The sequence below is a fragment of the Streptomyces sp. NPDC002698 genome (assembly GCF_042888945.1).
In the GTDB taxonomy this organism is placed as follows: domain Bacteria; phylum Actinomycetota; class Actinomycetes; order Streptomycetales; family Streptomycetaceae; genus Streptomyces.
The window spans coordinates 1-20,200 of sequence record NZ_JBIAQM010000043.1 but is presented as its reverse complement, the minus strand read 5'-3'; the positions used below and the strand labels follow the sequence as shown (position 1 = coordinate 20,200).

The 20,200-nt window shown below is 73.9% G+C and carries 19 protein-coding genes; 14 read left to right on the top strand and 5 right to left on the bottom strand.

Translation table 11 applies throughout. The features are described 5' to 3' along the window. Window positions 1–67: 67 nt before the first annotated feature. The 13 genes from ACFYW9_RS35960 to ACFYW9_RS35900 all read left to right on the top strand — a co-directional run bounded on the left by ACFYW9_RS35960 (window position 68) and on the right by ACFYW9_RS35900 (window position 14,401). On the top strand, window positions 68–934 hold the full coding sequence (locus ACFYW9_RS35960; RefSeq protein ID WP_389159328.1) for a JmjC domain-containing protein: 867 nt from the start codon (window positions 68–70) through the stop codon (window positions 932–934). Continuing rightward, entirely contained in the window at window positions 934–1,911 is a 978-nt protein-coding gene (locus ACFYW9_RS35955; protein WP_389159327.1) for a JmjC domain-containing protein, read from the top strand. The genes ACFYW9_RS35960 and ACFYW9_RS35955 overlap by 1 nt, the downstream gene beginning before the upstream one ends. Continuing rightward, entirely contained in the window at window positions 1,908–3,104 is a 1,197-nt protein-coding gene (locus ACFYW9_RS35950; protein WP_389159326.1) for a YcaO-like family protein, read from the top strand. Before ACFYW9_RS35955 ends, ACFYW9_RS35950 begins: the two co-directional genes overlap by 4 nt. Next, window positions 3,101–4,375, top strand: coding sequence for a TfuA-like protein (locus ACFYW9_RS35945; protein ID WP_389159325.1), 1,275 nt, complete (start codon window positions 3,101–3,103; stop codon window positions 4,373–4,375). Before ACFYW9_RS35950 ends, ACFYW9_RS35945 begins: the two co-directional genes overlap by 4 nt. Next, window positions 4,372–6,321, top strand: coding sequence for a prolyl oligopeptidase family serine peptidase (locus tag ACFYW9_RS35940; protein WP_389159324.1), 1,950 nt, complete (start codon window positions 4,372–4,374; stop codon window positions 6,319–6,321). The genes ACFYW9_RS35945 and ACFYW9_RS35940 overlap by 4 nt, the downstream gene beginning before the upstream one ends. Next, window positions 6,318–7,238: an aminoglycoside N(3)-acetyltransferase gene (locus ACFYW9_RS35935; RefSeq protein WP_389159323.1), complete on the top strand. Its 921-nt coding sequence runs from the start codon at window positions 6,318–6,320 to the stop codon at window positions 7,236–7,238. Before ACFYW9_RS35940 ends, ACFYW9_RS35935 begins: the two co-directional genes overlap by 4 nt. Beyond that, entirely contained in the window at window positions 7,235–7,777 is a 543-nt protein-coding gene (locus tag ACFYW9_RS35930; protein ID WP_351867767.1) for a GNAT family protein, read from the top strand. Before ACFYW9_RS35935 ends, ACFYW9_RS35930 begins: the two co-directional genes overlap by 4 nt. Next, window positions 7,774–9,090 (top strand): M16 family metallopeptidase, encoded by a 1,317-nt coding sequence (locus ACFYW9_RS35925; RefSeq protein WP_389159322.1) that lies wholly within the window; start codon window positions 7,774–7,776, stop codon window positions 9,088–9,090. Before ACFYW9_RS35930 ends, ACFYW9_RS35925 begins: the two co-directional genes overlap by 4 nt. Then, complete coding sequence (locus tag ACFYW9_RS35920) at window positions 9,087–10,388, top strand: M16 family metallopeptidase (protein ID WP_389159321.1); 1,302 nt, start codon at window positions 9,087–9,089, stop codon at window positions 10,386–10,388. The genes ACFYW9_RS35925 and ACFYW9_RS35920 overlap by 4 nt, the downstream gene beginning before the upstream one ends. 82 nt (window positions 10,389–10,470) lie before the next feature. Beyond that, a complete protein-coding gene (locus ACFYW9_RS35915; protein ID WP_389159320.1) occupies window positions 10,471–11,739 on the top strand; it encodes an MFS transporter in 1,269 nt (422 codons plus the stop codon). 29 nt (window positions 11,740–11,768) lie between these two features. Then, window positions 11,769–12,230, top strand: a complete 462-nt coding sequence (locus ACFYW9_RS35910; RefSeq protein ID WP_389159319.1) for a nuclear transport factor 2 family protein — start codon at window positions 11,769–11,771, stop codon at window positions 12,228–12,230. Between the two features lie 477 nt (window positions 12,231–12,707). After that, window positions 12,708–13,463 carry a thioesterase II family protein gene (locus tag ACFYW9_RS35905; protein WP_389159318.1) on the top strand — a complete coding sequence of 252 codons (756 nt, stop codon included), beginning with the start codon at window positions 12,708–12,710 and terminating at the stop codon, window positions 13,461–13,463. Next, entirely contained in the window at window positions 13,460–14,401 is a 942-nt protein-coding gene (locus tag ACFYW9_RS35900) for a BTAD domain-containing putative transcriptional regulator (RefSeq protein WP_389159317.1), read from the top strand. The genes ACFYW9_RS35905 and ACFYW9_RS35900 overlap by 4 nt, the downstream gene beginning before the upstream one ends. 77 nt (window positions 14,402–14,478) lie before the next feature. Here the strand turns inward: ACFYW9_RS35900 and ACFYW9_RS35895 are convergent, their stop codons facing one another. The 3 genes from ACFYW9_RS35895 to ACFYW9_RS35885 form a co-directional block, all read right to left on the bottom strand. Continuing rightward, entirely contained in the window at window positions 14,479–15,204 is a 726-nt protein-coding gene (locus ACFYW9_RS35895; protein WP_389159316.1) for a hypothetical protein, read from the bottom strand. Continuing rightward, on the bottom strand, window positions 15,201–16,109 hold the full coding sequence (gene argB, locus ACFYW9_RS35890; RefSeq protein WP_389159315.1) for an acetylglutamate kinase: 909 nt from the start codon (window positions 16,107–16,109) through the stop codon (window positions 15,201–15,203). Before argB ends, ACFYW9_RS35895 begins: the two co-directional genes overlap by 4 nt. A gap of 274 nt (window positions 16,110–16,383) precedes the next feature. Beyond that, window positions 16,384–17,736, bottom strand: a complete 1,353-nt coding sequence (locus ACFYW9_RS35885) for a lysine N(6)-hydroxylase/L-ornithine N(5)-oxygenase family protein (RefSeq protein WP_389159314.1) — start codon at window positions 17,734–17,736, stop codon at window positions 16,384–16,386. A gap of 456 nt (window positions 17,737–18,192) precedes the next feature. On the opposite strand from ACFYW9_RS35885, the gene ACFYW9_RS35880 reads away from it, so the two are divergent. After that, window positions 18,193–18,843, top strand: a complete 651-nt coding sequence (locus tag ACFYW9_RS35880; RefSeq protein ID WP_351867738.1) for an FMN-binding negative transcriptional regulator — start codon at window positions 18,193–18,195, stop codon at window positions 18,841–18,843. A 28-nt stretch (window positions 18,844–18,871) separates the two neighbouring features. Here ACFYW9_RS35880 and ACFYW9_RS35875 read toward each other — a convergent pair whose 3' ends face one another. Continuing rightward, window positions 18,872–19,666 carry an LmbU family transcriptional regulator gene (locus ACFYW9_RS35875; RefSeq protein ID WP_389159313.1) on the bottom strand — a complete coding sequence of 265 codons (795 nt, stop codon included), beginning with the start codon at window positions 19,664–19,666 and terminating at the stop codon, window positions 18,872–18,874. A gap of 327 nt (window positions 19,667–19,993) precedes the next feature. Continuing rightward, window positions 19,994–20,200, bottom strand: a 207-nt coding sequence (locus ACFYW9_RS35870; RefSeq protein WP_389159312.1) for an ABC transporter permease, incomplete at its 5' end; no start/stop codon positions are given.

Genomic DNA, 20,200 nt, shown 5'->3' with positions numbered 1-20,200 from the left:
ACGACAGGCGGCCGCCTGGGAGCGAACCGCTCCCAGGCGCCCCCCGACCGGAAAGGTTGGCACGCGCATGACCGCAGCCACTCCTCTGCCTGCCGCCCTGACCGGCAGGCTCCTCGGTGACACCACCTGGGGCGTCGCACACCGCGTCGAGAAGCAGGCCCTGGACCCTTCGGCCCTGCTCACCTCGGACACCGTCCGGCGCCTGCTCGACGCCAGCCTCCTCAAGTGGCCCTACTTCACCCTGCTCAAGCACGGTGAGGTGCCCACGGTGTCGTCGTACACGACGAAGCGGGACGTGATCGGGCACAAGGCCGCCGGATTCGCCGACGCGCGGGCCGTCGCCCGCCACATGGCGGACGGCGCCTCCCTGAAGCTCAACCAGATCGGGGACTGGCACCGGCCCACCCGCGCCATCGCGCGGCAGCTGGAGGAGCTCCTGCCGGTGGCGGTCAACTCCTACGTCTTCCTCACGCCCGAGGAGTCGCGCGGCATGCTCCCGCACCGGGACGCCGCCCATGTGCTCGTCATCCAGCTCGAAGGCCGCAAGGAGTGGCACCTGTACGCCGAACCGGACCAGGTCGGCGCCTCGGCGGGTCTGGACGTGGACGCCGCCCGGCCCACCCACGTCTTCACCCTCGAACCGGGCGACGTGCTGTACCTGCCGCACGGCTGGCCGCACGACGCCGTCGCCCGCGGCGGCGACTCCCTGCACCTGACGTTCACGCTCACCGAGCCGACCCCCGAGGACCTGGTCGACGCGCTCCTGCGGCGGTTCCTCGACGACGAGCACAACCTCGTCCACCACTTCCACACCCGCCCGCTGCGGGCGCGTACCGGCGAGGTCCGCTCGGCCCTGACCGAACAGGCCAGGACGCTGGAGGAGGACCACTGGGCGCGTACGGCGCTGGAGACGATGCGGGAGGCGATCGGCTGATGTCCACCACGACCACCGAGATCCGTGAGGCCGCACCGGCGCAGCCCGCCGGCCACGCCACCGGCCACGCCGACGATGCCGGGCGTGACGGCGGCCGTGACGGGGTGCCGGACCGTCTGGAGCACCTGGTCGGCGACACCGGCGCCTTCTTCCGCGAGCACTGGGCGAACCAGCCCGTCGTGCTGCGCGCGCACAGCGACCTGAGCCGGCTCATCACCGAGCAGGAGATGTGGGACGAGGTCGACTGCGGCCTGCTGTCCCGGCCGTACTTCACCGTCTTCAACGAGGGCGTGCGCACCGCGATCAGCGACATGACCCGCAAGCGCAACGTCGTGGGCCACGAACTGCCCGGCTTCATCGAACCGGAGCGGATCCGCGAGGACTTCGCGAACGGCGCCACCTTCAAGTTCAACCAGGCCGAGCACTGGCACCCGCGCATCCGCACCCTGGTCAAGGCCCTGGAGCCGCACTTCAGCGGCGGCCTGGAGTCCTTCGTCTTCCTCAGCCCGCCCGGCAGGACGGCGATGCAGGCCCACATGGACGGCGCGCACGTCTTCATCCTGCAGGTCGCCGGCGTCAAGGACTGGGTGGTGGGCCGCGTCGACGAGACCTCCACCAGCGACTCCGTCCTGCACGAGGGCGCCATCCCCGACGAGCGCCGCATCGAGCTGACCCTGCGCCCCGGCGACGTGATGTACATGCCGCACGGCACCCCGCACTACGCGACCGCCCGCGAGGGCAACTCCATCCACGTCGCCATCACCGTGGAGGAGCCCACCGCGCAGAACCTCGCCGAGGTCTTCCTCGCCGGCTTCCTGGGCACGCAGGCCTTCAAGGACCTGCACGACAGCCACCACCGCCACTCCCTCGAGGAGCGCACCGCGCTGCTGCGCCAGGCCCTGCTCGCCCACCTCGCCCGCGCCGACGAGAACGCCGCGACCCGGGCCGCCGTCACCCTGCGCAGGGAGCACCGGTGAGCGGACCGCGGGTGCCCGGCCGCGCACCCTGGATGAGCGGCGGGGGACCCGCCGCCGTCAGCGAGGGCACCCTGCGCACGGCCGGCCTCGAGGCCACCTGGGCCCGCCTGGAGCCGCAGCTCGGCGCCCGCGGCATCACCCGGGTCGCCGACCTGACCGGCCTGGACATCCTCGACGTCCCGGTGTGGACGGCGATCCGGCCCGCCGCCGCCACCTTGGTCGCCAGCGCCGGCAAGGGCATGTCGCACACCGCCGCCCGTATCTCCGCGGTCATGGAGTCCCTCGAGGTCGCCGTCGCCGAGCAGGCCCGGCCCCCCGGCGTCACCCGCGGCACCGCCCGCACCCTGGCCCCGGGCTACGGGGTCGACGACCTGACCCTGCACCCCGTCTCCCTGGTCGACGACCGCACCGTCCTGGAGTGGACCAGGGGCTGGGACCTGGCCCTGGGCACGCCCGCCCTTGTGCCCTCGGCGGCCGTCGGACTGCGCGGCTGGGCCGCCGCCCGCTGGCAGCCCCCCACCTTCGTCACCACCACCAACGGCCTGGCCTCGGGCAACGACCACGTCGAGGCCGCCCTGCACGCACTGCTGGAGACCGTCGAACGCGACGCCCTGGCCCGGCTGCGCCCGGGCGACGCGGTCGCCACCGACCTGGACACCGTGGGCGACAGACTCGGCGCGGTCGTCGCCCGGATCCACGCCGCCGGCGCCGACGTCGCCCTGGAACGCATCCCCTCCCTGCCCGGCACCTGGGCCTACACCTGCTGGCTGACCCAGCCGGAGATGTGGCAGATCTTCGCCGGGTCCGGCTGCCACACCGACCCCGCGATCGCCGCCGAACGGGCCCTGCTGGAAGCCGTCCAGAGCCGGGGCTCCACCATCAGCGGCGGACGCGACGACATCCCCGAGTGGACCTTCCGCCGCCTGGGCGCCCCACCGGACCGGCCCCGCCCCACCCCCGCGCACACCGAGCCGATGCCCACCGCGACCAGAGGGCCGGCCGCCCGTCTCGGCGAGGTGCTGGACGGCCTCGTCACCGCCGTGCACCGCACCACCGGCCGGCCCGTGATCGCCGTCGACCTCACCCCGGACCGCCGGCCGTGGCCCGCCGTCGTCCAGGTCTTCGCCCCCGGACTCGGGCTCGCCCTGGAACACCCGCGCCCGCAGTCCCTCGCCAGCAGGAGCTTCGCGTGACCCCCCGCCGCATCGCCTTCGTCGGCCCCACCCTGCCCGCACAGCAGCGGCCCGCGGGCTTCGAGTACCGGCCGCCCGTCCGGCACGGCGACCTGTTCGACCTGTGCCTGCGCCCCGGGGACCAGGTTCTGATCGTCGACGGCGTCTACCAGCACTTCGCGCCCATCCGGCACAAGGAGATCCTCGCCCAGCTCGCCCGCGGCGTGCACGTCGCCGGCACCGCCAGCCTGGGCGCCCTGCGCGCCGCCGAACTGGCCGGCTTCGGCATGCAGGGCCTGGGCCAGGTCTACGGCCAGGCCCGCGCCGGACGCCTGACCGCGGACGCGGACGTCGCCGTGCTCCACACCGACGACAGCGCCGGCGCCCGCCGGCTGACCGAGGCGATGGTCTGCGTCCGCCACGCACTGACCGAACTGCTCGAAGCGCGGCAACTGGACACCCACCAGGCATCGCGCCTCGAACAGGCCGCCGCCCGCCTGCACTTCACCGAACGCTCCGCCACGGGCCTGCGCCACGAGGCCGGCCCCGACCGCGACGCCATGCACCTGCTCCTGGACCACCTCCAGCGGCACGGCGACATCAAGACCCGCGACGCCCGCGACGCCCTGCACACCCTGGCCGCCCGCCCCGTCCCGCCGCCCTCCCACGCCCCCGGCCCCGCCGACAACTGGACCAGCTCCTACGGCAGACAGTGGGACTTCGAACACCGGCCGCTCAAACCCGGCTCCGCCGTCGGCGCCCGGCTCGCCCTGGCCTGCCAGCAGCTGTTCGCCACCGACTTCCCCGACCGGCACCGCGCCTACGCCCTGCGCATGGCCGCCGCCACCACCCGGACCACCGGCACGGCCGGCCGGCTCCTCGGCGCGGCCGGATTCGCCCCCGCCACCCGCCCCCACGCCCGGCTGGCCCGCGGCACCGAGGCCACCGCCCACTGGACCGCCGACGAACGCCTCCTGGCCCGCACCTTCCGCCTGCCGCCCGGCCGGCTCGTCTACCAGGACCTGCCCGCCGAAGCCGTCGCCGGCACCACCCTGGACGAACTGGAACAGCGCTGCCTGAGACTGCTGCTGCCGCCCGGCGCACAAGCCCCGCCCACCGCCCGACGCCACACCCTGCTGAGCCGGCTGTGGCAGGCCGGCTCCGAGCACGACTACCGGCTGTGCGCGCTGGAACGCGGCTTCCGCGACACCGCCGAGGCCGCCCGGCTGGCCGGCGCCTTCGACCTGACCCTGATCGCCCGGCTGCTGCGGGAGCCGGCGGCGGCCCGATGAACCCCACCGCACCGCCCGCCCCCACCCGCCTCGCCCAAGGCCTGGCCCTGGCCGAGGCCTACTGCACCGAACCACGCCCCAAAGAGGTCGCCGCCTACGGCGACGACGGACTGCTGCTGCGCGTCGACGTCCCCACCCGGCACGGCGCCGAACACCCGCACCTGGTGCACTACCGGCGCCACCCCGACGGCACCTGGCACGCCGGCTGGACCCTGCCCTGGGGCACCCAGGCCCTGCCCGTGCCCGGCGGCTACGTGTGCGTCCGCCGCGCCGACGGGCGCACCCTGGTGGAACTGCGCCCCGCCGACGGCGGCCCCGAACAGCTCCTGCTCACCACCCCCGGACGCGTCGGCGCACTCGCCCCCCGGCCGGGCGGCGGCCAGATCGCGGTGACCACCAGCACCTTCGGCGGGCCCGGAGAACACCCCCAGGACCTGCTGGCGGGCTCCGACGCCGTATGGGCCGAAGGCTCCGACATGACACTCAGCTACGCCAAACAACCCCAAGGGGAATGGCAGGTCCACCTCGTGCCGCTGGACGGCACCGACCCGCGCCCGCTCACCCCCCACGTCCCCGCCGGCCTCGCCCTCTCCGGCGAGGCGGCCTGGGCCACCCAGGCCACCCTGCTCCTGGGCGCCCAGCGCCATCACCGCCACGGCGTACGCAACTTCGGCCTGCTCTCCCTCACCGCCGGCCACGAGGACGCGACCCGCGAACTCTTCTCCGACGACGTCGACCTCTGCTACCCCGTACCCGGCCCCGGCGGGCAGGTCGCCTACCTCGGCACCACACCGCGCCACGACAACACCCCCATCACCCAGTTCGCCTGCCTCGTCGGCGAGGAACTGCACCAGCCCGTACTGCTGGCCGCCGACGACGGCCTGTGGCAGCGCCCCATCGGCTGGGACGGGCCGCGCCGCCTGGTGTGCACCGCCGAGTCCGGACCCCGCCGCGGCCTGTACGTCCACGACCTGGACGACGCCACCTGGCGGCCGGTGCCCGCCCGCGCCTCGGTGATCACCGCCCGCATCCACGACGGCCGGGCCGCCGTCCTGACCTCCGCCCCCGACACACCCCCCGCGCTGGAGGTCAGCCCACTGCACCCCGGCCGGCCCGGCGAACACGTCGTGGCCGCCGAGGCACCCCCGCGGCCGGGCCGGCTGCACTACCGGCGCCAACGCGTCCCCGGCCTGGACGGCGACGTCGCCAGCTGGGTGTGCCTGCCCCGGAACGGCACCCCCCACGCCACCGTCGTCCTCTACCACGGCGGCCCGTTCCAGAGCTGGGCCGAATGGTCCTGGCGGTGGAACCCGTGGCCCTTCGTCGCCTGCGGCCTGGCCGTCGTCCTGGTCGAACCCCCGCTCAGCCTCGGCTACCCCGACGCCGTCCGCACCGGCTGGCGCCAGTGGCGCGGCGGCATCGCGGCCAGCGCCGCCGCCCAGGTCGAGTCCGTCCGCGCCGCCGAAGGCCTGCTGGACTCCCCCCTCGCCCTCATGGGCGGCAGCTTCGGCGGCTACCTCGCCCTGACCACCGCCGACCTGCTCAACCCCGACCTGGTCGTCACCCACGCCGCCCCCCTGGACCTCACCCAGGTCGCCGAGGGCAGCGACGTGGGCTGGCAGTGGATCCGCGAGTTCGGCGACCCCACCGAATGGCGCCCGCTCTACCAGATCAACAGCCTCGCCCCGCGCCCCGTACGCCCCGGCACCCGGGTCCTGCTCTCGCACGGACTGCAGGACGGACTCGTCCCGCCCACCGAGACCCTGCGCACCCACCGCGCCCTGGTCCGCCAGGGGGTGCGCAGCGAGGTGGCGTTCTTCCGCTCCGAGGCACACCCCCTCAGCCGGCCCGGGAACATCCGCGCCTGGTACCGCTGGGTCCTGTCGGCCGTCGCCGACGAACTCACCCCGAAAGAAGCCGACACCCCCGCGGAGGAACCACGATGACGGGCCGTCACCTCGTCACCCGGTCCACGATCGCCGACGGCCTCACCGCCCTGGGCATCCGCCCCGGCGCCACCGTCATCGCCCACACCTCCCTCAGCTCCTTCGGCTACGTCGTCGGCGCGGCGCACAGCGTCCTGCTCGCCCTGCGCGACACCCTCGGCCCCCGCGGCACCCTCGTCATGCCCGCCTTCACCCCCCAGCTGTGCCATCCCGCGACCTGGCGCGCACCCGACCTCGCCCGCGCCGCCGCCGACCCGCGCACCGCCGCCCAGATGCCGCCCTTCGACCCCCGCCGCACCCCGGCCGCCCGCACCATGGGCGTCCTGCCCGAACTGCTGCGCACCCAGCCCGGCACCCTGCGCTCCCACCACCCGCACGTCTCCTTCGCCGCCCAGGGCCCCCGCGCCCAGACCATCGTGCGCGAACACCCCGCGGCCTGGCGGCTCGCCGCCCACGGCCCCCTGGGCCGGCTGTGGGACCTCGACGCGACGGTCCTGCTGCTCGGCGCCCCCTGGCACAAGGCCACCGCCCTGCACCTCGCCGAGTACGCCACCGCCTACCGGGGCCGGCGCCACGGCCTGTGGGCGGTGCCCGAACCCGACGGACGCGGCGGCAGCCGCTGGCGGAACGTACCCGAACTCCTGGTGTGGGAAGGCGACTTCGACACCCTCGGCGCCGCCTACGAAACCTCCGGCGCCCCGCTCGCCGACACACACATCGGCGGCGCGCACTGCCGGGCCCTGCCGCTGCGCGACCTGGTGCGCTTCGCCTGCCGCTGGCTGGCCGAACACCGCGACCTGAGCCGCGCCGTCGCCCCGCCCGGCTGGCGCGACGTGATGGATGCCGGGGCCCCGGTGCCCGCCGGAGAACTCGGCGCGGCGCACACCGATCCGGCGGCCAAGGAGCAGACCCGATGAGCAGCGAAGTGTCCCTGCGACCCGTCACCCCCGGCGATCTCGACCTCTTCGAGCGGGAGTTCACCACCCAGGACGGCACCAGTACCTTCCAGTGGTTCGGGTTCACCTCCACCCACCGGCTGCGCGACCGCTTCGCCCAGGACCAACTCCTGGGCCGCGAGGGCGGCATGCTCACCATCACCGCGGCGGGCCAGGCGGTGGGCCGCGTCGAGTGGTTCGCCTCCGCCTGGGGACGCCCCGACACCTCCTCCTGCTGGACCATCGCCATCGCCCTGTTCCCCGCCGCCCGCGGACGCGGCACCGGAACCGCCGCCCAGCGCCGGCTCGTCGACTACCTCTTCGCCCACACCCGGGCCGAACGCGTCCAGGCCTTCACCGACCACGCCAACCTCGCCGAGCAACGCGCCCTGGAAAAAGCCGGCTTCACCCGCGAGGGCACCCTGCGCTCCGCCCAGTGGCGCTCCGGCCGCTGGCACGACCAGGTGCTCTACTCGCTGCTGCGCACCGACACCCCCCTGTGGAACGAGGAGCCCGGATGACCCCGCAGCCGACCGGCCTCGTCCTCGGCAACGGCCTCAGCGTCCTGCTGCAGCCGCTGCCCGGCTGCCAGGTCGTCGCCACCTGCCTGCACGTCGCCACCGGCTTTCGCAACGAACCGGTCGCCGGCGCCGCCCACCTGCTCGAACACGTCCTGGCCCAGGGCGCCTCCAGCAGCAGGCCGCTCACCGACGCGGTCGCCGCCACCGGCGGCACCACCAACGCGCGCACCGCGGCCGACTACACCCAGTACACCGCGATCCTCCCGGCCGGCGCGCTCGATCTGGGCCTGCGCATCGAGCACGACCGCCTCACCGACCCCGACCTCGGCCCGCCCCACGTCACCGCGCAGATCGCCGTCGTCCAGGCCGAGATCCGCCGCAACATGCTGCAACGCCCGCACGGCGGGCTGGTCCTGTTCGACCTGCCCGCCCTGCTGCACGACCACTGGCACAACCGGCACAACGGATACGGCGACATCGACGCCCTGGAAGACCTCGGCCCCGACGAACTGGGCCGCTTCTTCCAGGAGTCCTACGCACCCGCCAACATCCACCTCGCCCTCGCCGGCGACTTCGACCCCGCACACGCCCGCGACCTGGTCGAGCAGCACCTGGCATCCGTGCCGCCCCGCACCGCCCCGCACCGCCCCCACACCCCCGAGGCCCCGCTCACCGCCCCGCGCCGGGCCCTGCGCGACGAACACATCGCCCGCACCGCGCGCACCGCGATCGGCTTTCGCACCCCGGACCCGGCCACCGCACCGCACGCCCACCTCGCCACCGTACTGCTGGGCGAACTGCTGGAGACCCTGGGCACCGACTGCGCCTGCCACCTTGGCACCCGGCGGACCTGGGGCGCGTTCAAGGCCCGCGCCCACCGCACCGGCAACCCCTTCGACGTCGCCCGCGACGCCCTGTTCGCCGTGGACTTCCCGCACCCCGCGGACACCGGGCCCGACGAGGCCGAACACTGCCTGCGCACCGTCCTCACCGGCATCGCCGACGGCAGCGTGCACCTCACCGGACCCCTGGCCCGCATCCGCCGCCAGCTCGCCCTGGCCCTGCACGCCGAACTGGACTCCGTGGCCGGCCAGGCGTCCTGGCTGTGCGTCGGCGCCGCCGTCCACCGCGACCCGCTCTACCTGGCCGCCCTGCCAAACGCCCTGCTGAAACTGCCCGACACCGAGGTGGCCGCCGCGGCCGCCCGCTACGCCGCCGCCCCCGCCGCCCGCATCACCAGCCGCCCCGCCCCGCCGGCTCCCACCCCGGCCCCCACCGCGGTCACCGCCGTCCCCACAGGAGCCACCCGATGACCGCCCCCACCGCACCCCGGACCGCCCCCGCGCAGCCCGCGGCCGTTCCGCACTTCAGCGCCCCCGCGCACAGCGAACACACCACGGGCCGCGGCACGGCCGTCGCCGTCCAGCGCGCCGGAACCGGCCGGCTGACCGAAGCCAGACTGCTGTTCCCGCTGACGGCGGCACCCGGAGCGCACCCGAGCCGGGTCGAGGTGATGGCCGAGGCCCTGCGCGACGCCCTCACCGAGGCCGCCGCGGACCTCGCCACCCTCAGGGTCGAGGCACGCAGCGACCGCGCCGTCATCGCGGTACGCACCTTCACCGACGACTTCGCCGCCACCCGCGCCCGCATCCGCGACTGCCTCGACGCCGGCCGCCCCCACGAGGCCCGCCGGGTGCGCGCGGCCGCCGACCGGGTCGCCCGGCGGCTGGCCGCCGCCGAAACCGTGCCCGCCTTCCTGGCCCGCAGCAGCTTCCTCGCCGCCGCCTACGGCCCCCACCCCTACGGCCGCACGGCATCGGCCGCCGAGGCGGCCGGCGTCGACGGCACGCACACCGAGGCCCTGCTGCACAGCGCCCCGGCCCCCCGCCGCCGCAGCGTCGTCGTCGGCCCGGACCGGGCCGAGGAACTCCTGGACCAGGCGACCGCCCTGCTGCCCCGCACGACGGCCGCCGCGCACCACGAGCCCGGCGAAACACCCCCGCCCCAGCCCGCCCCCGGCCCGCGCCGCACCCTGCTCCACCCCGCCACCCCGCAGACCCTGCTCCGCCTGGGCGGCCTGGTGCCCGGCCGCGGCCACGACGACTACCCCGCCCTGCAACTGGCCGCGCTCATGCTCGGCGGCTACTACGCCAGCCGCCTCACCCTCGTCCTGCGCGAACGCGAGGGCCTGGCCTACGCCCCCCGCGCCGTCCTGGACCCGCTGGGAGCACACGCCGTACTGACCGTGGAGGCCGACGTACGGCACGACGGCGCCGCCCGCGCCCTGACCCTCATCGCCCAGGAGACCAGCCGCCTGGCGGACGGCGCCTTCAGCGCACGCGAACTGCGCAACGCCCAGAACTACGCCGTCGGTTCCATGGCGATGGCCTGCTCCTCCCGCTCCGGACTGGCCTCGACGTACGCCGCGGTGCTGGCCGGCGGCCTGCCCGCGAACTGGCCGGCCGGCTACGAGGACCGACTGCGCGCCCTGACCGCGGCCGACGTGGCCCGCGCCGCGGCCACCCACCTGGCCGCGCCCGCCCTGACCGGCGTCGTCGTCGCCCCCGCCCGCCTTCCCGGCCTGCCGCCCACCGCACCCGAGGACACCTGAGCACACCCCGGCAACACAGGGCCGGACACCGGCCCGGACCGCCCCACCGACCCGGACCACATCAAGGATGGGACCCACCGCCGTGAAAACGATCGTCCAGCGCACGTTCTCCTCACTGCGCGGCCCGGCCCGAACACTCGGCGCGCTGCACTTCGCCGACAGCCTCGGCAACGGCCTGTTCATGGCCGGCTCCGCGGTCTACTTCGTCACCGTGGCCGGCCTGCCCGCCACCGTCGTCGGCCTGGGCCTGTCCGCCGCCGGCCTCAGCGGCTTCGTGGCCAGCCTCGTCTTCGGCCGGATGACCGACAAGACCGGCGCCCGGCGCCTGCTCACCGTCCTGCTGTTCCTCCTGGCCGGCGCCTACGCCCTCTACCCGGCCGTGCACTCACCGGCCGTCTACTTCCCGGTGGTCGTCCTGATCGGCGCCCTGGAATACGGCTGCGGACCGGCCTTCGGCGCCCTGATCGCCGAACTCGTCCCCGACGGCGAACGCGTCACCGCGCGAGCGGCCCTGCGCTCCCTGTTCAACGCCGGCTTCTCGGCCGGCGCGCTGACAGCGGCCGCGCTGATCTCCCTGGGCAAGGACACCCTCACCCTGCTGCCGCTCGGCAACGGCCTGACCTTCCTGGCGGCGGCCGCCCTGGCGCTCAAACTGCCCGCGAACGGCGCCCGGGCCGCCGCCGACGCCGGCAAACCCTTCCGCGTCCTGCGCGACCTGCCCTTCCTCGGCGTCATCGCCTCCTCCAGCCTCCTGGCCCTGCACAGCGCCGTCCTGCTCGCCGGCATACCGCTGTGGATCGTCCGCAACACCGACCTGCCACGCGGCCTGGTCCCGCTGATCCTCGCCGTCAACACCGTCCTGGTGGTCCTCTTCCAGGTGGCGGCCGCCCGCGGCTCGGAGACCCTGGACGGCTCCGTCCGCGCGGCCCGCAAGTCGGGGCTGGTGAGCGTGCTGGCCTGCGCCGCCCTGGCCGCCGCGACCCTCACCGGATCCTGGGCCACCGGCGCCGTCACGCTCGGCGCGGTCCTGCTGTTCACCCTCGCCGAACTGTGGCAGGCCGCCAGCGGCTTCGGCCTCGGCTTCGGCCTCGCCCCCGAACACGCACGCGGCGAATACCTCGGCGCCTTCCACCTCCACATGGTCATCCAGGCCACCCTCGGACCCGCCCTCGTCGCCTTCCTCGTCGTCGGCCACGACCGCCTGGGCTGGCTCGCCCTGGCCGCCCTCTTCCTGGCCGGCACGGCAGCCATCGGCCCCACCGTCGACCGCGCCCGCCGCAACCTCCCGGCACCCGCCCCCGCACCGGCACCGGCCCCCGAGTCCGCACCCCAACCGCAGACGGCGGCCTGAACAGCGGACACGAGCGGAGGCTTGGGACCATGACCGTCGAGCTTGCGGGCACCGCCGAACACACCCTGCCCGGAACGGAGTTCGCCACCCTGTACGCACAGGCGCAGCGGTTCTACGCGCACCAGATGCGGCTCCTGGACGCGCACGACACCCAGCGCTGGGCCGAGACCTTCACCGAGGACGCCCTTTTGCACCTGCCGTCCCCGCCCGGGCCGACACGGGCGCGCGCCGCGCTGGACCGCTACGTGCGCACCGGCGCGGCCCGGCAGCGCAGGGCCGGCGGCCGCCTCGACCACTGGGTCGGCATGCTCGACGTGCGGCCGCAGACGGACGGGTCGCTGCACACCCGCTGCTCGGCGCTGGTGTACGTCACGCCGGGCCAGGGCGGCCCCAAGGTGCTGTACGTGTGCGTCATGCAGGACGTCCTGGTCCGCTCCCGGGGCGAGTGGCGCATCGCGCACCGCCGGGTGACCCGCGACGACCTGGCCTGAACCGGGGCCGGCGAACACCGCTGCAGCCGGGCTCGAAGTTCCGTACAGCCAAAGGGACACGAAGCCGAAGGCCGCCTAGGGTCTGTCTGACAATTCGCGTCGTCGCCCGAAGGGCGGCCCGGCGGCGTCAGGTGCGTGCTCTCGGCGTGCCGGCCCCAGACCTGCGTACTGGGCGTACTCGGGTCTGGGGCCGGTGCGGCGAGAGGGCGTGCATGGCGTCGCCGGGCAGACGGGAATTGTCAGACAGGCCCTAAAGTCGGGCAGGCACATCCCCTCCCCGTCCGCGCCCGCCCGCCGTCCTCGACGAGGGCGGGCGCGTCGACGCACGAGGGACCGGTCCAGGAGGACTCGAGAGCGGTTCGAGGTCCGCTCATGACGGCGGCCGCCACGGGCCGGACGCCGCTATCGTCGGCATTCCCCTGGTCCGGGCCCCGGGCCGTAGGACCGGACGCCGGAGCGTCTCGTAATGGAGTGCCCATGCACAAGGCGGAAGAACCGAAGATGCGCCTGTTCGTGTTCCACCACTCCGGCGGTTCGCATCTGGCGTACCGCGGCTGGTCCTCCAGCTTCCCCGCCCACTGGGACGTGCAGATCCCCGACGCACCGGGCCGCGGCCCCCGCGACCGGCGCCCCGCGCTGGGCGACGCGGGCGCCCTGCTCGACCACTTCCTGCACGAGCTGGACACCCGCCTGACGGGCCACTACGCGTTCTTCGGACACAGCATGGGCGGACTCGTCGCCTACGAACTGACCCGCCGCCTCCTGGACACGGGCCGCACACCGCCCCTGTGGCTCGGCATCTCCGCACGCGGCACACTGCACCCCGACGGCGACCCCGTGCGCCGGCACCTGCTGACCGACGCCGAACTGCGCCACGAGCTGGCCACGATGGGCGGCACACCCTCCGAGGTCATGGACCACGACGAACTGTGGCAGCTGTTCGAGCCGACCATCCGCGCCGACCTGCGCATGAGCGAGACCTGGCGCACCCCGCCCCTGACCGCGCCGCTGCCGGTGCCCCTCTCGGTGTTCGGCGGCACCCGGGACCAGGTGGCGCCGCCGCACCGCCTGGACGGCTGGGCCAAGACCAGCGAGCACTTCCTCGGCCAGCACCTGTTCGACGGCGGCCACTTCTACTTCCAGGACCACCTCCCCGAGGTCGCCCGGCAGATCCAGGACGACGTGCGCCGCGCCCTGCTGACCGCCCGCGCCCCCTTTGCGACACCGCGATGACCCTCTACGGCCTCGCCGCACCGGCCCCGGCACGCACCGAGACGACCAGGACGACCGAGGCGACCGAGTTCCGGCTGCTCGGCCCCGTGGCCGTGTACGACCGACGGACCGGGACGGGCATCACGCCCTCCGGCCCCAAACAGCGGGCCCTGCTCGCCACGCTGGTCGTCCACGCGGGCGAACAGCTCTCCGTGGACCGCCTGGTGGAGGAACTGTGGGGCGGCCGGCCCCCCGCCAACGCGCCGAGCGCCCTGCACACCCACGTCGCCCGGCTGCGCCGGCTGCTGCCCGCCCCGGGCCACGAATGGATCAGCACCCTGCCCACCGGATACCTGCTGAGCCTGGGCAGGGCCTCGACCGACGTGGCCCGCTTCACCCACCTGTCCGGCCAGGGCCGGGCGGCCGCCCCCCAGGACCCCCGGCACGCGACCCGCCTCCTGGGCCAGGCACTGGCGCTGTGGCAGGGCGCGGCCCTGCAGGACAGCTCGCACGGCCCCCTGTGCACAGCCGAGGCGGACCGCCTGGAGGAACAGCGCCTGACCACCCTGGAAGCCCTGTACGAGGCGAGCCTGAACTGCGGCAGACATACCGAGATCGTCGGCGACCTGGAACGCCTCACCACCGCCCACCCGCTGCGCGAGCGCCCCTACGACCTGCTGATGGTCGCCCTGTACCGGTGCGGCCGGCAGTCGGAGGCCCTCGGCGTCTACGAACGCGCGCGCCGCCGGCTGGTCGGCGCGCTCGGCGTGGAACCGGGCCCCGCGCTGCGGTGCCGCCTGGAGGCGATCCTCAACCACTGCCCCACGCTGGCCCCGTCGCGTCCGCGCTGTCCGGACCTGGCCGCGGAGGCCGCGAGCCTCCAGGCCCGGATCGACCAACTGGTCCGGGAACAGGCGGACTTGATGCGCAGAGTCCAGGAACAGGACGCGGGCCGCTGACACCGCGGCCGGTGCCGCCCGGGGCACCGGGCGGCACCGGCCGGGGCACCGGCCGCGGCAGCCGGTCCGCCGGGGGTTCAGAGCAGATGGGTGAACGCGGCGAAGACGTCGTCGAGTTCGTTGGTGTGCACGGTGAGCGACTCGGGCGTGAGCGCTGCCGCGTCGAGGACCGCGAGCACGGAGCGCAGCGTCTGGACGCCGGCGTCCGCGGGGACCTGGAGGATGAGTGTCTCGGGGTCGCTCTCCGCACCGTCGAAGCAGGCGCCGGCACGCTCCAGCGCGATCGCGTCGGCGAACCGCAGGCGGATGACGGCGGCGGGCGGCTCGTCGCGGGGCTCGGGCCAGAGGCCGCCGTCACCGGGCCCGCGTTCTCCGTCACCGGGGTCACCGGAGCTGCCAGGTTCGCCAGGGCCGGAGCCGGGGGCGGCGGCCGGCCGGTCCGGTCCGGGTGCCCGGTAGGCCGGCAGGAGGCTCAGGGGGGAACGGGCCGGGGGCACCGTGTACTCGGGCCCGTCGAAGCAGAGCCCGCCACCGGCCGCGTACCCGCCCGGGTCGTCGTCGTCGTGCCAGGGGCCCGCCTCGGCCAGGGCGTCCAGCAGGACGGACCTGGCCTCGGGCGGCAGACAGGCGGCGAGCCGGCGCGCACACACCCGGGCCCGGTCCTCGTCCGTCTCGGCCACGGTGACCAACTCGTGCACGAGCACCGCCGGTTGCGGGGCGCGCCCCAAGTGCGCCGGCTGCCAGGGCGCGCCGGCCGGCCCGTCGGCGTGCGGTTGCTGTCGCTGTCGCCACTGCTCGTTCATGGCAGGACCTCCTCCTCGTCCGGGTCCGGCACGATCACCGTCCCGATCCCGTCGTCGGTGAACATCTCCAGGAGGACCGAGTGCGGGATCCGCCCGTCGATCACCCGGGCCGCGCCCACCCCGCCCCGTACGGCCTTCAGGCAGCCGGTCATCTTGGGCACCATGCCCTCGCTCAGCTCCGGCAGGAGCTTCTCCAGTTCGCCGGCCGTCAGCCGCGGGATGACCTCGGCACTGTGCGGCCAGCCCGCGCACAGCCCCGCCACGTCCGTCAGCATGACCAGTGTCTCGGCCCGCAGCGCGGTCGCGAGCGCCGCCGCCACGGTGTCGGCGTTGACGTTGTAGACCAGGCCGTCCTCGGTGCTGCGGGCGAGCGGCGAGACCACCGGGATCCGGCCGCTCGCCAGCAGGCCGTCCAGGGCGGCGGTGTCCACGCCGGTGATGTCGCCGACCCTGCCGACGTCGATGGGCTCCCCGCCGATCCACGGCACGTGCCGCACCGCGGTGAGGGTGTTGGCGTCCTCGCCGGTCATGCCGACGGCGAGCGGGCCGTGACGGTTGATCAGCCCGACCAGCTCGCGCTGCACCTGGCCGGCCAGGACCATGCGGACCACGTCCATCGCCGCCGGTGGGGTGACGCGCAGTCCTGCCGCGAACTCGCGCTTCATGCCGCGCCGTTCGAGCTCGGCGTCGATCTGGGGACCGCCTCCGTGCACCACCACGGGCCGCAGCCCGGCGTAGCGCAGGAAGGCGATGTCGCGGGCGAAGGCCGCCGTGAGGTTCTCGTCGACCATGGCGTGTCCGCCCAGTTTGATGACGACCCTGCGGCCCTGGTGGCGGGCCAGCCACGGCAGGGCGTCGCCGAGGGACCGGGCCTTGACCTGGGCCTGGTGCACGCTGACGGTCATGAGACCCTCGCCCGCCGAACGAGCCCGCCGACCGGGGAATTGGCGCTCATTGGGTCACGACTCCTTCTGTGGGGGCCCCGGCCACGGGTCGGACCCATGACCGGTGGACATGCGCTGGAAAGCTGCACGAAAGGACTTGGCTGTGCTGCGGGTTCTTGGGACGGTGAACGCCGGCCGGCCCGAGAGATGGCGCCGCGGTCGTCGCGCGCGGGTTCTCGAGTGTCCTGCCGCGGGGTCACGTCCTGTCAACGGGACGGTGGCCCGGCCTGCCGCTTCAGGCGGCCGAGCGTGCGGCCCGCACGGTGCCGGTACGGCTCAGCTCCCGCCCGGTGCGCCGCAGCACGATCGAATCGGCGATCTCGCCGCTGCGCACCGCGATGTTCGACAGCAGGGCCGAGGACAGGCCGTGGGTGTGCTCGGTGCCGCCCTGGAGGTAGACCCCGCTGGTCAGCCCTGACGCGCCGACGAGGCGGTAGTCGCGTTCCACCTGGTGCCGGCCCGCGGTGTCGCGCAGGAAGTGCCGGTCGAAGTCGCCGAGCAGGCGGGCGGGGTCCAGACCGTCGTAGCCGGTGGCGAACACCAGGGCGTCGACGGCGAGTTCCTCCGTCCGGTCGTCGAGCAGCGAGCGCAGGCTCACCCGTGTCTCGCTCCCGGCGCGCTTGACGTCGGTGACCCGGGTGAGGTTGCGAAAGTGCAGCCGCTCGGTGCCGCGCACCCGCTCGTCGTAGGAACGCCGGTACAGATCCCGGATGACGTCGGAGTCGACCACCGAGTAGTTGGTGTTGCGGTGGTAGCGCCAGAAGGCGTCCCGTGCCTGCTCGGTGCCGAAGTAGTGGTCGTCGACCGCGCCGGGGTCGAACACCTGGTTGGCGAAGGGCGTGTCGTCGGCGATGGCGTAGCCGTAGGAGGGTATGACCGCCGAGACCTGGGCGTGCGGCAGTTCGTCGTGGAAGAACCGGGTGATCTCGGCCGCGCTCTGGCCGGCGCCGACCACCGCCACGCTCTTGAGGTCCCTCGGGTCCTGCGCGTCGAACCGGCTGAGGAACTCCGAGCTGTGCCACACCCGTTCGTCGGACGCGACGTTGTCCGGCAGGCGCGGCACCAGGCCGGTGGAGATGACCACGTTGCGTGCGGCGACCACCCGGGTGGTGCCGTCGTTGCCGCGCACCTCGATCTCCAGGAGGTCGCAGCCCGGTGCCCCGGCCTCGGGGACGGGCCGGATCGAGGTGACCTCGGCGCCGTAGGTGACCCGGTCGTCCAGATCGGCGGCCGCCCACTCCAGGTACTGGTGGAACTCCTGGCGGGTGGGGAAGAAGTCCTGGTTGTTCACGAACTGCACCAGCCGGTTCGAGGCGTGCAGGTAGGAGACGAAGCTGTACCGCGACAGCGGGTTCCTGTACGTCGCCAGGTCCTTGAGGAACGAGATCTGCATGGTCGTCGACGGCAGCAGCATGTTCCGGTGCCAGCCGAAGGCGGGCTGCCGCTCGAAGAAGTGGGCGGTGACCGGATGCTGGGGAGTGCTGGCCCCGTGTTCTTCCAGAGCGATTGCGAGCGACAGGTTGGACGGGCCGAACCCGATACCCACCACGTCGTAGACCTCTTCGCTCTGCCTGCCCGTTGTCTCCATGTGAATGCTCCCGATGCGTCTGGAAATCAACCGGTGGCCCACAACGCCTTCCGGCCTGGCAAAACCTTGCCATGATGTTGGCAACTCGATCCTGAGATCTGGTCTCGTGACGCTGGAGTGGTGGCGGAGTCGCTGGTGGGAGAGGCGGGTTCGCCTGCGGCGGCGGGAAGAGCGTTGCCCAGAGCCCACCGTACGGACGAGGTCCGCCGGCCTGCCGCGCCGGGCGGCCGCGCCGGGCGGCCGAAGGCGCCGGGGGGCGGGCCGGGGGCTCGGGGGCGGGCGGGAAAAGGCGAAAGCGGCGTGTTTCCGGAGCGTTTCTCGAAGAAGAATCGAGGACCGCTGGAAGACCCCTTTAGACCTTCTCCAGGTCCTCGGCATGTGGAAGCATTGTCCTGTCGGCGGGACGGCCGTACGGTCCTGGGAATCCTCGAAACAGGCAGATTTCCGAAAAGGAGAATGCGAATGTTCGTGCCCAGCTTTTATCGCGAGCCGAATAATTCCTGGATGGCGGATCTGATCCGCGACAACCCGCTGGCTCTCGCGGTGACGAACGGCAGTCCCGAGGACGGTCCCTACGCCACGCACCTGCCGGTCATCTTCGACCCCGACGCGTCCGGCGACGCCGGCGACGAGCTGACGGGGACCACCCTGCTCGGGCACATGAACCGGGCCAACCCGCACTGGGCGGCGCTGCGGTCGGGCGACGTGCTGCTGCTGACGTTCACCGGCCCGCACACGTACGTGTCACCCACGGTGTACGAGAAGACTCCGGCCGCCCCGACGTGGAACTTCACCGCGGTGCACGTCCGGGGCGTGGTGGAGAAGATCGACTCGACCGAGGAGACGCTGGGCGTGGTGCAGTCCACCGTGCGCGCCTTCGAGAAGGCGTTCGGCGACGGCTGGGACATGACCGACTCGCTCGGCTACTTCCGCCAGCTCGTGCCCGCCGTCGGGGCCTTCCGGTTCACGGTCACGGGGGCCTCGGGCATGTTCAAGCTCAGCCAGGAGCAGCCGGGCGAGGTGCGCGAGCGGGTACAGGCGTCGTTCGGGCAGAGCGGGTGCACCTACAAGCGCGAGGTCGCCGGGCTGATGAACCGGCTGCCGTGAGACGCCGGTGGCCCCGGCGCCGAAGACCTCAGGCGCTGATGGCCACCGGCCGGCTCCGCTGCTCGGCGAGCCCCTTCACGTCCTGCACGCCCCTGTCCTGCACACCCCTGTCCGGTACGCCCTTGAGCCCGGCGGCCTCGGGGCGCTCCGCCGGTGTGCCGGACGCCTCCAGGGCGGTCGCGGCCGCGCTGTCCAGCGTGGTCATCACCCACTGCTCGAAGTCGACGCCCAGCTGCTGGGCGGCCTGGTGCCACCACTCCAGACGGCTGCCGGGAACCTCCAGGCGGCGGCCCGGCAGGGCGGGAGCGGCCGGCTGCTGCTCGCCCTGGCGGGCGGCGCGCAGGGCGCCGCGCAGCTGCTTGGTGGTCCACTGCCGCTGTTCGGCGCGGTCGAGCCAGAGCTCCTGGTCCGTGACCGGCATGGAGGCCAGCTCGGCGTGGTGCTGGAAGCTCAGGGCGGGGCGGCGCCGGCCGAGGTCGAAACGCCGTGAGACCCACGCGTAGTTGCGCAGGGTCTGGTACGACAGGTTGGCGGCGCGTATCCCGCGCTGGTAGCGGTCGGTGTAGTGGTCCTTGCCGTACACCATCCAGTCGCCCAGCCACCAGGAGGAGGAGTCGACGACGTCGGCGAGCTGCCGGCCGGCCCGCTCCCACTCGTCGTAGGCCATCTTGGCGGGCATCTGCAGGCCCACCTTGGTCGTCAGCACCGGGACCCGGCGCGGCGCGGACGCCGTGGCGCGTGCCTGCCGCGGCGTCACCTGCGAGGCGGTGGTCGCGGTGCCGCCGTGCGGCCCCGCGGTCTGACCGGCCTGATGCGCCATCATGCCTCCTGAGAACGGTGCATATAACCGTCGATAAGCGTCGCAGGACAGCCTGGGGTGGCACCGGAGCGGCACTCGAACGGTTGCACGTCGAACATTTTTTGCCGAATGGGCCCGCCTTTCCCGCAGGCGAATGCGGCGGTCTCGCCGGGAAATGCGGCGGCCGCGGACCGGCCGCGCGAACGCCGGGAAACCGGAAAGAAGACCGGAAAGAAGGGGACCGGTGGACGGGTGTTTTCCGAACGGAAGGGGCGGCGCACTCCGGCCCGGTGCCGGTGTACGCCGCCCTGGGCGGAACGAGGGTGCGGACGTCGCCCGCCGCGCGGGGTGTCAGTTCGCGTCCCTGTCGAACGTCGAGGCCGACCAGAAGTAGCCGAGCACCGCGAGGCCCAGGCACCAGGCCAGGGCGATCCACCCGTTGTTGCCGATCTCGGTGCCCAGGAGGAGTCCGCGCAGGGTTTCGATGGCGGGGGTGAAGGGCTGGTACTGGGCGATCGGCTGGAACCAGCCGGGCATGGAGTGCAGCGGGACGAAGGC